12 protein-coding genes and 3 pseudogenes are annotated in these 12,781 nt (G+C 67.6%); 5 read left to right on the top strand and 10 right to left on the bottom strand.

Features of this window, described 5'->3' with window-relative positions; all coding sequences use genetic code 11:
• On the bottom strand, positions 1-137 hold a 137-nt coding region (locus tag GJ629_RS09900), incomplete at its 3' end, for a CDP-archaeol synthase (RefSeq protein ID WP_157512817.1).
• Between the two features lie 85 nt (positions 138-222).
• Here GJ629_RS09900 and GJ629_RS09905 point away from each other — a divergent pair.
• Both GJ629_RS09905 and GJ629_RS09910 read left to right on the top strand, forming a co-directional pair.
• Positions 223-1,073 (top strand): annotated as a pseudogene (locus tag GJ629_RS09905) (proline dehydrogenase family protein).
• Positions 1,074-1,096: 23 nt separating this feature from the next.
• Positions 1,097-1,765: a DUF502 domain-containing protein gene (locus tag GJ629_RS09910; protein ID WP_157512818.1), complete on the top strand. Its 669-nt coding sequence runs from the start codon at positions 1,097-1,099 to the stop codon at positions 1,763-1,765.
• Here GJ629_RS09910 and GJ629_RS09915 read toward each other — a convergent pair.
• From GJ629_RS09915 to GJ629_RS09950, 8 genes and pseudogenes are all read right to left on the bottom strand, one after another.
• Positions 1,762-2,595 carry an ABC transporter permease subunit gene (locus GJ629_RS09915; protein WP_157512819.1) on the bottom strand — a complete coding sequence of 278 codons (834 nt, stop codon included), beginning with the start codon at positions 2,593-2,595 and terminating at the stop codon, positions 1,762-1,764. The genes GJ629_RS09910 and GJ629_RS09915 overlap by 4 nt on opposite strands.
• Positions 2,592-3,503: an ABC transporter ATP-binding protein gene (locus GJ629_RS09920; protein ID WP_157512820.1), complete on the bottom strand. Its 912-nt coding sequence runs from the start codon at positions 3,501-3,503 to the stop codon at positions 2,592-2,594. The genes GJ629_RS09915 and GJ629_RS09920 overlap by 4 nt, the downstream gene beginning before the upstream one ends.
• Positions 3,504-3,551: 48 nt before the next feature.
• Positions 3,552-4,619 (bottom strand): SDR family oxidoreductase, encoded by a 1,068-nt coding sequence (locus GJ629_RS09925; protein WP_157512821.1) that lies wholly within the window; start codon positions 4,617-4,619, stop codon positions 3,552-3,554.
• Positions 4,616-6,166: a succinic semialdehyde dehydrogenase gene (locus tag GJ629_RS09930; RefSeq protein ID WP_157512822.1), complete on the bottom strand. Its 1,551-nt coding sequence runs from the start codon at positions 6,164-6,166 to the stop codon at positions 4,616-4,618. The genes GJ629_RS09925 and GJ629_RS09930 overlap by 4 nt, the downstream gene beginning before the upstream one ends.
• 28 nt (positions 6,167-6,194) lie before the next feature.
• Positions 6,195-6,458, bottom strand: a complete 264-nt coding sequence (locus tag GJ629_RS09935; protein ID WP_157512823.1) for a hypothetical protein — start codon at positions 6,456-6,458, stop codon at positions 6,195-6,197.
• A gap of 75 nt (positions 6,459-6,533) precedes the next feature.
• A complete protein-coding gene (locus GJ629_RS09940; protein ID WP_157512824.1) occupies positions 6,534-6,941 on the bottom strand; it encodes a CBS domain-containing protein in 408 nt (135 codons plus the stop codon).
• A gap of 113 nt (positions 6,942-7,054) precedes the next feature.
• Positions 7,055-7,695, bottom strand: a pseudogene (locus tag GJ629_RS09945) (alpha/beta hydrolase).
• 64 nt (positions 7,696-7,759) lie between these two features.
• Positions 7,760-8,355: pseudogene (locus tag GJ629_RS09950) on the bottom strand (cobyric acid synthase CobQ); the annotation flags it as partial.
• A 531-nt stretch (positions 8,356-8,886) separates the two neighbouring features.
• Between GJ629_RS09950 and GJ629_RS09955 the strand changes: the two are divergent.
• The 3 genes from GJ629_RS09955 to GJ629_RS09965 are packed head-to-tail and all read left to right on the top strand — an operon-like array spanning position 8,887 to position 11,634.
• Complete coding sequence (locus GJ629_RS09955) at positions 8,887-10,167, top strand: alpha-amylase domain-containing protein (protein ID WP_157512825.1); 1,281 nt, start codon at positions 8,887-8,889, stop codon at positions 10,165-10,167.
• A 48-nt stretch (positions 10,168-10,215) separates the two neighbouring features.
• Positions 10,216-10,698, top strand: coding sequence for an SRPBCC family protein (locus GJ629_RS09960; RefSeq protein ID WP_157512826.1), 483 nt, complete (start codon positions 10,216-10,218; stop codon positions 10,696-10,698).
• Between the two features lie 18 nt (positions 10,699-10,716).
• Positions 10,717-11,634 (top strand): DMT family transporter, encoded by a 918-nt coding sequence (locus tag GJ629_RS09965; RefSeq protein WP_157512827.1) that lies wholly within the window; start codon positions 10,717-10,719, stop codon positions 11,632-11,634.
• Here the strand turns inward: GJ629_RS09965 and GJ629_RS09970 are convergent, their stop codons facing one another.
• Complete coding sequence (locus GJ629_RS09970) at positions 11,635-12,531, bottom strand: universal stress protein (RefSeq protein ID WP_157512828.1); 897 nt, start codon at positions 12,529-12,531, stop codon at positions 11,635-11,637. It abuts the gene before it with no gap.
• Positions 12,532-12,781 lie beyond the last annotated feature (250 nt).

Genomic DNA, 12,781 nt, shown 5'->3' on the forward strand with positions numbered 1-12,781 from the left:
GCCCAGCACCCGGCGCCGCCCCACATTCGGCCGGCGTCGATGGGCCGGCCGCCGCCGGCCAACACTGCGGCGTTGTTCGGTACGTACGCGGGCAACATCGCCCAGAACGCCACCACGACAGTCTCGATAGGCCCCATAACGGCCGTCGATACGGCGGCCCGGCCTTAATCGTCGGGGGTTTCCGCCGGACGATTCTTGTCACCTCGCCCCCTACGTCGTGGTATGTTACCGCCAGTCGCACGGCAGTTCGTGGCCGGCGAGACGGCGGCGGCCGTTCTCGAACACGCACGCCGACTCGGCGAGCGCGACGTGGGCACTATCGTCAACCTCCTCGGCGAACACTACCACTCGCGGCCGCCCGTCGAACGCGACGCCGACACGTACTGCCAGTTGATCGAGGACATCGGCGCGACGGACCTGCGGGCGTGTCTCTCGGTCAAGCCTTCGCAACTGGGGCTGTTCGTCGCGCCCGAACTGTTCGAGTCGACGCTCGCGTCCATCGTCGACCACGCCGCCGCCAACGGCGTCTTCGTCTGGATCGATATGGAGGACCACACGACGACGGCGGACACGCTCGACGCCTTCGAGCGACAGGCCCGCGCCCACCCCGGGACCGTCGGCGTCTGCCTGCAGGCGAACCTCCGGCGGAGCGCCGACGATATCGAGCGACTGGCTTCGGTCCCGGGGAAGGTCCGACTCGTCAAGGGGGCGTACGACCCGCCTGCCGAAATCGCCTACACCGACGCGACCGGGTAGACGAGGCCTACCGCGACCGACTGGAAACGATGTTCCGGACCTACGACGGCGGTATCGCGGTCGGGAGCCACGACCCGGCGATGATCGACGCGGCCGCCGACCTCCACGCCGAATACGGCACCGACTACGAGATACAGATGCTGATGGGCGTCCGCGAGGACGCACAGACCGAGTTGGCGGCCGAGCGGGAGGTGTGGCAGTACGCTCCCTACGGCGAGCGGTGGCTGTCGTACTTCTACCGGCGGCTCAAAGAACGCAAGCGCAACGCTGCGTTCGCGGCGCGGGCGGTCGTGTCGTCGTTCGGCAAGGCTCAATAGGCCGCGACGGGTTTGTCAACGTAATGTCGTCGACCTGGAAGCGCGACTTTGCGAGTGGGCTGATCGTCCTCCTCCCCATCATCGTCACGCTGTACATCCTCGCGTACCTCTACGGCATCGTCGCCTCCGCCCCGTTCCTCGATTTCATCGGCTCGGATCTGGAAGCGCTCCTCGCCTCCGTCGTCGCCGAGGCGTACGTCACGCCCCGCGTCGTCACGTTCGTCCGCGTGCTGTTGACGCTGGTCGTGTTCGTGTTGCTCGTGTTCTCGGTGGGCTACCTGATGCGGACGGCGCTGGGCAACTTCATCGAGGACGGACTGGACGACGTGATGAACCGCTTGCCCGGACTCCGTGTCGTCTACAACGCCTCGAAGATGGCCGTGGAGACGGCGCTGTCGGGCACCGACGACCTCCAGAGCCCAGTCAAAGTCGAGACGTGGAACGGGATGCGGATGACGGCGTTCAAGACGGGCCAGACCGCCCCTGACGGCCGCGACGTGCTCTTTCTCCCCACCGCCCCGAACATCACGACCGGGTTCGTCGTCGAGGTGGAGGAAGACGCCTACGAGGAGATAGACGAGTCCGTCGAGGACGCGCTCACGCGCATCCTCAGCGCCGGGTTCGGGGAGTCAAACGACGCGACGGTCGCTATCGGCGACGTGATCGGCGAGAAAGACGACGAGGACGACTAGAGGTCGGTCGTGCTGAAGCGGGCGTAGCCGACGGCGAGGGGGACGACGAACCACAGCGCCATAATGACGAGTCCGATCCACGGCGTCCCGTAGAAGGTGTCCGGCGGTGCGGCCGTGTACGTCCCGTCCGTCGTCGCCTCAAGAGCGGCGTTGAACACGGTGCTGTAGGAGTTACTCGGCGGGACGTTCTGGAACACGTAGTACCAGTCGGGCGTTCCGGCCCCCAAGGGCTCGAAGCCGTTGAGCGCCAGAATGACGATAGTGCCGACGAGGTTCCACAACACCTCGAAGACGAGGAAGTACGCGACGCCAGCGGCGAGAGCGAGCGTCGTGGACTTGGTGAGCGCGGAGACGCCGACGAAGATACCGACGTACGTCAACACGAACAACAGCGCGACGCCCAACGTGACGACGATGGGGACCGGTTCGAAGACGCCGCCGATAGCGCCACCGATGACGGCCCCGACGACGAGCGAGCCGAGTATCGGGACCGCGAGAACGGCTGTCCGCCCGATCAGTTTCCCGACGACGACGTCGAGTCTGGTGTGGGGAAGCGAGAGCAACAGCCGGAGCGACCCCGACTCGCGCTCGCCGGCTATCGCTCGGTTACAGACGACGATTGCCGTCACGGCGACGAACAGCGTGATGCCGCTGGCGAGGAACTGCGCGAGGCCGACGCCCGTCGGGTCCCCGCCGTTGAGGAGGTCGAAACTGGCGTAGGCGGCCCCGAGTCCGACGACGAGCAGTGCGAACAGTGCCGAGACGGCCCAGAACACCTTCGACCGGATGGCGTCCTGAAAGTCCTTCTTCGCGACGACGAGGATACTCATCGTGATCCCTCCGTGTAGGACATAAACAGCTCCTCGAGCGACGCTTCCGTCGTCGAGAAGTCGGTTATCGTCGCGCCTTGCGCGGCGATGGCATTCAACGCGTCGTATTTAGCGTAGTCGGCGACCGAGAGCGTCAGAGAGTCTCCTTCGTGCGTTACGGAAGTGACGCCCTGGACGCGTTCGGCGGCCGCGACGTGCTCGTCCGTCAGCGGTTCGGCGTACACGGTCATCGACCCGTCCGCGCCGACGGACTCCCGGAGTCCCTCCATCGTGTCGACGGCGACTACCTCGCCCTTGCGGAGGATGCTGACGCGGTCACACACCGCCTCGACCTGCGGGAGGATGTGGCTGGAGAAGAAGATGGTCGTCCCCTGCTCGGCGACGTTTTTCACCGTCTCGCGGACGCCCCGGACGCCAGCGGGGTCCAGCCCCGTCGACGGTTCGTCGAGGATGAGCAGGTCGGGGTCGCCGACCAGCGCCATCGCCAGCGTCAGGCGCTGTTGCATCCCCTTGGAGTACCCGCCGGCCTTGCGCTCGGCGGCGTCGGTCAGACCGACGCGTTCGAGGACATCCGCCGGTTGCTCGTCGCTCTCTTTGGACTCGATGACGAACTGGACGTGCTGTTTCCCGGTCAGTCGGTCGTACACCTGATACCCCTCCGGAAGCACGCCGGTCCGGCGGCGGACTTCCAGCGAGTCCTCCTGTGCGTCCATCCCGAGCACCCGGGCGCTGCCCGACGTGGGACGGACGAAGTCCAGCAGGATGTTGATCGTCGTCGACTTCCCCGCGCCGTTGGGGCCGAGGAAGCCGAATATTTCACCCTCTTCTACCGTGAGGTCGACGTTCTGGAGGGCCGTGACGCCCCCACCGTACGTCTTGGTGAGGCCGTCGAGTTGGATGGCGGCCATGTCCGGGGCGTCTCAGCGATATTGCAAATAGCTCACGGTCCGCGCCGATCAGACCATCGCCTCGATCCGGCCGTCGGGGTTGTCCCGCCAGTAGGCCACGAGGCTGTCGACGTACGTTCCCAGCGGCGGCACCGAGATGTCAGTGTCTGCGAGGTCACGCGTCGCGTTCGGGCAGACGTACCGCGTCGGGTGCGTGAAGTACGGGACGGTGTCCGGATCGACGCCCGTCAGGCGCTCCATCCCCGGGAGGTCGAGGGCGCGTCGAACGAGTCGCTGGGAGGTGGGCACGGGAACGGGCCGGCGGTCGCAGGCGGCCGCGAACGACCGCGTCGCCTCAGCGACGGTCGGCGGGTTCGGGTCACAGAGCTGATACACCGTGTCGACCGAGCGGTCGAGGCCGCTCAGGTGGGCGATGGCGTCGACGACGTACTCCCGCGGGACGAGGTTGAGTTCGTGGCGGGTCCACCCGCGGAACCGCGGGACGAGAGCCACCCTCGGCTGCCGGTCGAGCATCCGGACGAGGCTGTAGGGGCCGTCGAACTTGTCGGTCTCGCCCGTCTCGCTGTCGCCGACGACGATTGCCGGGCGGTAGATAGTCGTCGGGAGCCCCTCGGCCATCGCCGCCCGGACGGCTTCCTCGGCGCGGAACTTGGTCGCCTCGTAGTGGTTGGTGAAGGACTGACCCACGTCGAGGTCGTCGGGGCCGAAGACGCCGTCGTAGCGGCCGCTGACGTAGCACGTGCTGACGTACTGGAAGCGGTCGGGCGAGCAGGCGCGGGCGAACCCCAGCACGTGGTCGGTGCCGTCGACGTTGACTGCCTCGGCGAGTTCGGCGTCAACGCCGAGGTCGTACACCGCCGCGAGGTGGAACACCTCCTCGACCCGGTCGGTCAGCGCCGCCCACGTCTCGGCGTCCAACCCGAGGTCCTGCTCGGTGATGTCGCCGGCGTGACAGTCGACAGTCGTGCCGCCGCCGGCGATGTCGGCGGCCCGCCGTCGGGCCGCATCGAGATACTTCGGCTGGACCAGACAGTCGATGCGGTCGGTGCGGTCGGTCAGACGCTCGACCAACGCGGCACCCAGAAACCCCGGGAAGCCCGTGAGGAAGACGCTCATCGGAGCCACCCCGGGAGTCTCTGGCGGGCACGCAGGAACGCGCTCACCGCGCCTGCCCACACCCGGTGGGGTACGGCAGGGTGTTTCATCGGCGGGCCGCGCTGGGTCGCCACCGTCTGGGCCTCGGTGTACTTCTCGATGCCCTGTCTGGCGTGGCGGCGACCGATACCGGAGTCGCCCATCCCGCCCATCGGACCGTCCAGACAGGCCCACACCGTCCGGTAGGAGTCGTTGACGGAGACGGTCCCGCACTCGATGTCAGCCGCGAGGGACTCCCCGCGGGAGCGGTCACCGCTCCAGACGGTGGCGTTCAGCCCGTACCGGGAGTCGTTGGCCCGTTCCAGCGCCGCCTCGGCGTCCGGGACGGATTCGATACGGACCACCGGTCCAAACGTCTCCTCGTCGGTCAGGCGAGCGTCGTCGGGCACGTCGGTCAGTATCGTCGGTTCGAAGACGAACGGGCCGATATCGGGCCGGGCGCGCCCGCCGGTCAGCAACGTCGCCCCGCGGTCGAGAGCGTCCTCGACGTGAGCGGTGACCTTCTCCAATTGCGCGGCCGACTGCAGCGACCCCACGTCCGTCGCCCAATCGGTATCGGCCCCGAGAGTCAACTGGCGTGTCCGCGAGACGAAACGGTCGCGGAACGCCTCGAACACCGTCTCCTCGGCGTAGAACCGCTCGATGGAGACGCACAGTTGCCCGGCGTTGGCGAAGGCGTCGTCAACAGCGCCCGCCGCCGCGCGGTCGATGTCCGCGTCGGCCAGCACAATGGCGGGGTTTTTCCCGCCGAGTTCGAGGCTCACGTCCGTCAGGTGCCGGCCGGCCTGTTCGGCGACGGTCCGGCCCGTCTCCGTCGACCCGGTGAACCCGACGGCGTCGGCGTGTTCGATCAGCGGCGGTCCCAACTCCGGCCCGTCGCCGGTGACGACCTGAAAACAGTCGGCCGGGAGCGCGGTGTCGGCCAGCACGTCGGCGGCGGCCAGCGCGCTGAACGGCGTCCCCTCGGCGGGCTTGACGATTACGGCGTTGCCCGCCAGAATCGCCGGGAGCGCGTCCGAGAGCACCAGCGTCAGGGGGTAATTCCACGGAACGATCAACGCGACGACGCCTTTCGGGTGACGGTGCTCGACGGCCTTCGTCACTATCGGGAGCATCGACGACCGGCGCTCGCTGGCGAGGAAGCCGGGACCCTCCCGGGCGTAGTAGTCGGCGTTCGCGGCGACGTCGAGCACTTCCTCGAAGGCGTCGGCCCGGGCCTTTCCCGTCTCAGCCTGCAACACGTCGACGAGCCACCGCTGTCGGTCCAGCACCGCCTCACCGACGGTATCGAGGACGGCGGCGCGGTCGCCGACCGCTCGGTCCGCCCACTCGCCCTGTGCCTTGCGGGCCGACTCGACGGCGGCCCGCGCGTCCGCGGCAGTACACCGCGGGACCGAGCCGAGGGCCTCGTCGGTCGCCGGGGCCGTCACCGTCATCGACGGGCGGGCCTCGACGGTGTCGATCAGCGACGCGAGCCGGTCGTCGTCGACCGACGGAACAGATGCCATATCGGCTGTTGGGGCGGCGTCGGGATAATCACAGGTGGTCGTCGGGGTCGTTGTTCTCGGCGACACGCCGGGCCTCGGCGGCATAGCGCTCCCGGTCGGCCTCGTTGGTCACTGGCTCCAGCCGATCACCGTCGACCTCGATGCCCGCCGTGACGGGCTTTTTCTGGAGGAGCGCGCTGGAACGCTGCTGGGTGACGTGGCGGTCGCCCTCGACCGTCGCGTACACCAGTTTCACCATACTCTCGTGCTCGTAGTCGCGCTCGACCAGCCAGCACTGGACCGTCTCGCTCATAGACGGGCGTTCGTCGCCGTCCCGATTGTATCCTCCGACTCGCCGGAGTCGAAACGTGCGGACCGCCGACCGCTGTTATTGCTGTCTCGGGAGCTCGCCGGCTCTGGAGACGTACGCCGAAACGTCCGTCGTCGTGACGATGCCGACCAACCGGCCGTCGTCGTCGACCACCGGCAGATGGCTGATCGTGTTGTCTATCATCAGGTCGGCCGCCGCTCTGACTGGCGTCTCCGGTGTCGCCGTGACGATATCCTCCGTCATAGCCCCCGCGACGGTTCGCTCGCTCGGTTCGGTCCCCTCGGCAGCCATCCGAACGAAGTCCGTCGAGGTGAGTATCCCCGTCGGTCGCTCGGCAGCGTCGCTCACGACGACGGACTTGATGTCCGCCTCGGTCATCGTCTGTCCTGCGTCGGCCAGCGACTGAGAGGGTTCGACCGTGATCAGATCCTCAGTCATCATCTGTTCGACGGTAACCTCTATCATTGTTTGTTTGTTACTCTCTTACGTGATAAACAACTGGCTTCGAACAGTATCTGCGGATAGATATGAATTTTCAGTGTGTTTCGACGCCGAGAGCCGGCGGAACGGCCGACACCTCACTCGGTCAGGTCGGCGACCATCCCGCGGAAGAACGTCATCTCGTCGTCGTTGACGCCGTGGCCCATCCCCTCGTAGAGGCGCTTGGTCACGTCCCCGCCGAGCGCTTCGATGACCGCCGCGGAGTCGTGCACTCGTTCCTCGGGGATGTGCGGGTCGACGTCGCTACACCCGAAGAAGGCGGGCGTCCCGTCGAGGTCGCCCTCGTAGTCCTCGTGGTCGATGGTCTCGCCGATGAGGCCGCCGCTGAAGGCGACGAGGCCGCCGTAGCGCCGCGGGTTCCGCGCGACGTACTCCGTGGCGAGACACGCGCCTTGGGAGAAGCCGCCGACCAGTACCGATTCGAGCGGGATACCCGCGTCGGTGGCCCGTTCGACGGCCGCGTCGACGGCCGCCAGCCCCGAGGTGCGGCCGGGTTCGTTCTGCTCGACCGGTTGGAGGAAGGAGTTGGGGTACCACGTGTTGCGCGCGCCTGCGGCGCGAGGTAAGCGACCCGCTCCGCGGGGAGATCCGAGGCCATCGCGACGATACTCTGTGCCGTCGCCCCGCGGCCGTGGACGAGGACGACTGCCGCGTCGGCGTCCTCTATTGACGCGCCGGCGGTGACGAGTGACTGATTCTGGTGCGGTCCGTCTTCCATACCTTCCGTAGGTCGCCCGCCTGTTCAAGCGTTCCGGGAAGTAACACTCGTGTCCCCCGGGGACAGCGGTATCGGGGCGACCAGTTCGGCGGCGGCCGCCCGCGTCCGGGTCCGGCAGGTCGAGACTGTCCTCGGCTGGCAGTCCCGGGTCGTCGTACGGGGGACGGCGACGACGGGGACGCCCGTCTCGGCCTCGATGGTCTCGATGCCGGGGTCGAGTAGCAATCGGTCGCCGCGGAACTTCGAGACGACGACGCCTACGATTCGGTCGCTGACGTCCCCGGGAACGAGTTCCAGCGTACCGTAGATACTGGCGAAAACGCCGCCGCGTTCGATATCGGCCACGAGCAGTATCTCGGCGTCGGAAAACCGGGCCGTCTCGTGGGCGCGCTCACAGTGGTCGCCGTAGTAGTCGTCGGTCCCGACGGAACCGACCGCCTCGCCGTCGAAGACCAACTGGCTCTGGCCGCCCCCACGGGGCTTGAGCAGGACCGGGTTGTGGTCCGTGGTCGGGGTGACGCCCGCGGCACGGGCCTGCGTGTACTGGGAGACACCGACCTCGCCCCACCACGCCTGTGCGAGACCGAACGCCTCGGGCGCGGCGGGCGTTATCTCGTCGGCGCCGGGCCCGCGGTCGGTCATTCCGCCCTCCCGAGGAATCCCAAGCCGTCGGCGGTCCTCGTCTCGCGGTCGATAGTCGATAGCAGTTCTCGGGACATCGTTAGACAAACTCGGTTGTACAACTCCAAATACGGTTGGCAATAGCGTCGCGTAGCCGTTAGAAGTAAGTTGTGGTCGGGGCCGGTCCGTCGTCTGCGGGGGCAGGGAGTCTCGACGCACTGGCGACGGACTGCGCGCCGCGTCGGTCAGCGCTCGACCGCCACTGTTTCCATCTGTAACCGGTATCGACAACGCACCCGGGCGAAGTGTTATATCGATATAAAATACTATTATACTCCCCTATGCCATACGTGCTCACGGATGTCGGGGAACATCCACGGGGGGAAGCGGACGCTTCTCTCGACAGGACGAGGACACGCGAGGGACGCGGTAGCTACGGGCCGGAAACCGCCCGCCGGCGACAGTGTCCGTCCCGTAGCCCTCGCTTTATCCTGAACAACCGGTATATTGAATGAACATTGGTGTATTATTCCGTCGGATTTTAGTATCCGGTTCCCAACGTGTGAATCGATGTCGGGGAACAACAGGGGAAGTGAACGCTTCTCCCGGCGGAGCATACTGAAAGGCATCGGTGCGGCAAGCACAGCGGCGGTCGGCGCAGGCGCACTCAGCGGTTCGGGGGCCGCAGTGGGTGCAAACGCCGCCTACCAGTACTACCACACGGACTGGACACAGATCGAGAGCGACCTCTCGACCATCGCAGACGCCGGCTACGACTCGATACAGGTCCCGCCGGCCCAGAAGAGCAAGCTCTCGAAATCCGACCGGGAGTACGACGACGAGAAGTGGCAGACCCCGGCCGGTTATCAGCCGATCAATCACAAGAGCTTCGACAGCGTGTTCGGCACCGAGGCCGAGTACGCGTCGATGGTACAGGAGGCGCACAACCAGGGGCTGGACGTCATCGCCGACGCGGTGATGAACCACATGGCCGCGGGCGTCGGCTACGACGCGTTCCCGTACTTCAGCGAGTGGGACTTCCACAACGAGGGCGCGATAGACTACAGCGACCCCGAGTCCGTCGAGGACGGTGACCTCGTGGGACTGCCGGACCTCAAACAGGAGTCCAGTTACGTCCGGGGACAGCTTCAGGACTATCTCCAGAAGTACGCGGACCTCGGCGTCGACGGCATCCGCTTCGACGCCGCCAAGCACATGCCGGAGTGGTTCTTCTCCGATTACGCCACCCAGTGGGCCGACGACAACGGCCTCTACAAGGTCGGCGAGGTCCTCAACGGCGACCCCGCCGTCTGTGACGGCTACGCCCAGACGGGGATGTCCGTGACGGACTACCCGCTGTACTACACGATGAAGGAGGACGCGTTCAACCAGGACGGGGACCTCCGGGCGCTGGACAACGGCGGCTACGTCGACCAGAACGCCTTCGGAGCGATGACGTTCGTCTCCAACCACGACAGCCGCCCGCCCCAGTACGAGCGGATGGCCTACGCGTACATCCTCACCTACGAGGGGTACCCGCGAGTGTACAGCCACCGTATCGGCGTCAACGACGGCGACATCAACAACCTGCTGTGGATCCGGCAGAACCTCGCCGGCGGCCCCGCCGTGACGCGACACTCGGGTCGCGACCTCTACGTCTTCGAGCGGGAGGGCAACCTACTGGTCGGTCTCAACCGCACCGGTAGCTGGAAGTCCAAGTGGGTCCCGACTTCCTGGACGAACCAGACGCTCAACGACTACAGCGGCAACGCCGGCGACGTGACGACCAACAGTGACGCGTGGGTCAAACTCTGGATCCCGCCGACCGGCTGGGTCTGTTACGCGCCCTGACCGTCGTCGGAGACACCTGTTTTTCCGTTCGCGGCCCGAAGTCGTCGTATGGCAACCTACACGCGGTCGGTCCGCGTCGCGGCACCGCTTTCCGACGTCTGGGAGTTTCACTCGAAGATCGACGGCCTCGTCACGCTTACCCCGACGTGGATGAATATGCACTTGGAGTCGGTGACGGGTCCCGACGGCGACCCGGATCCCGAATATATGGAGCCCGGATCGGTCGCGGTCACGTCGGTCCGGCCGTTCGGCGTCGGGCCGCGACAGGAGTGGACCTCCGAGATTCTGACCCGCGAACGGGACGGCGACAGCGCGCGGTTCGTCGACGAGATGACCGACGGCCCCTTCGCGGAGTGGACCCACACGCACCTCTTCTACGCCGACGGCGACGAGGAGACCATCGTCTGTGACAGGGTGGAGTACGCCTTCCCCGGCGGCGGTCTCGGGCGGGCGGTCAGCCCCCTCGGCTGGGTCGGGTTCGAGCCGATGTTCCGGTATCGCCACCGCAAGACCCGCGAGGTGCTGGAGTAGACCCGAAACGTCAACTGGATGCCCACCCGTCGGGCGAACGTGAGCCGGGAGCTACCGGTGCCGCCGCTGGCGGCGCTTGCGGTCGCTATCGTCGCCGTCTCGACTAGCGCCATCCTGATCCGCTGGTCGAGCGCCCCCGCCGCAGTCGCCGCCTTCTATCGGGTCCTGTTGACGACGCTGTTGCTCGCGCCGGTCGCCGTACTGCGCTACCGCGAGCAGTTCCGGGGCCTGCGCCGCCGCGACGTGGCCGTCGCGGGCGTCACCGGTCTCGCGCTGGCGGCGCATTTCGCCGCGTGGTTCGAGAGCCTCGCGTGGACGAGCGTCGCCGCGTCGACCACCCTCGTACAGGCCCAACCGGTGTTCGTCGCCGTCGGTGCGGCCCTGTTGCTGGACGAACGGCTCTCGGTTCGGATACTCGCGGGTATCGCTATCACCGTCGCCGGCGCGGCCGTGATGTCCGCGGCGGAGTTGCTCGGCGGGGCCGCACTCGCCGGCGCGCGACCGCTGTACGGCGACGCGCTGGCGCTTCTCGGTGCGGTGATGGCCGCCGGCTACGTCCTCGCCGGCCGGTCGCTGCGCCAGCGGATGCCGCTGATACCGTACGTCACCGTCGTCTACGCCGTCTGCGCGCTGGCGCTGCTGGCGTGGTCGCTGTCGCAGGGCCACTCGCTCGGCCCGTACCCGCCCCGGGAGTGGCTGCTCTTTCTCGGGATGGCCGTCGGCCCCGGGATTCTCGGCCACACGGTGATCAACTGGGTGCTAGAGCACGTCGAGTCCACCGTCGTCAGCGTCTCGCTGGTCGGCGAACCGGTCGGGAGCACGCTGCTCGCCGTCGCGTTGCTCGGCGAGGTCCCGGGCGGACCGACGGTGGTCGGCGGCGTCGTCGTCCTCGTCGGGATACTCCTCACCGCGCGGGCGCGGGCCGAAGGGACGTGATCAGCGGCCGTCGGTCGGGTCACAGTCCGGCGTGACGGCCAGCACCGGACGGGCGGCGTGCCGTATCACGCGTTCGGTCGTACTGCCGAGCAGCACCCGGCGGAGCCCTGTCCGACCGCTGGTTCCCATCGCCACCATATCGACGCCGGTGTCCTCGGCGTACTCGACCAGCGATGGCGCGGGCACGCCCTCGCGCACCTCGACCGTCGTCTCGACGCCGTCCTCGGCGGCCCGCGTGGCGACCGGATCGACCGCCTCCCGCCCCACGTCGTGCATCGTCTCGACGACACCCTTCGGGAGCCCCGCTCCCGCCCCACCGGTCATCAGCGTCACGTCGGCGATGTAGACGACGTGGAGCGCCGCATCCACCGTCCGGGCCACGTCGACGGCGTGGTCGACGGCCGCCGTGGCTGCCTCGCTGCCGTCGGTCGGGAGGAGGATGTCGTCGTAGGCGTCGGTGTCCGAGGCGGTGTGCCCGACGGTCAACACCGGGACGGGCGAGCGCCGGAGCACGGACTCGGTGACGCTCCCGGTCAGCAGGCGCCTGACGCCTGTCCGGCCGTGAGTTCCCATCACGACGAGGTCGGCGTCGGCCGCCTCGACGTACTCGAGGATGGCGCCGGCCGGTCGGCCCCGTTCGGTCGCCGTCTCGACAGGGACGCCGTCGGGTAGCGTGGTGCGCGCCGCCGCGAGGCGCTCCTCGGCGTCACGCTCCAGTCTGTCCAGAGACGACTGGTCGACGCCGCCGACCGAGAACGGTCCCGCCGCGTCGTCGACGTCGGCGACCGCGAGGAGGTGGACGGTCGCCCCCACAGTCGACGCGAGCGACCCGGCGTGGTCCGCGGCGGCGAGCGCGTAGTCGCTGCCGTCCGTCGGAACGAGGATTGTGTCGTACATCGTGGCTCTCCGGGGACCGGTGTGAGCACCGATACCACACGTGACAGTACGCGCCGAGGCTACGTAAATCCGTGTGAACGTTTACCACTATCGGCCGGAAGCGCTCGCTCGGGCGTCGACCGTCTGCTCAAGCGCACCCTTGACGCCGACGGCGTCGAACTGATGGTCCGGGCGGATGTTGACGAAGTCGAGGAACCGGCGGGCGGCGACGAGCGTCGCCCGGTCACAGACCGCCGTCGCGGCGTCGACG

Origin of the sequence: Halapricum sp. CBA1109 (assembly GCF_009741825.1) — an archaeon.
GTDB lineage: Archaea > Halobacteriota > Halobacteria > Halobacteriales > Haloarculaceae > Halapricum.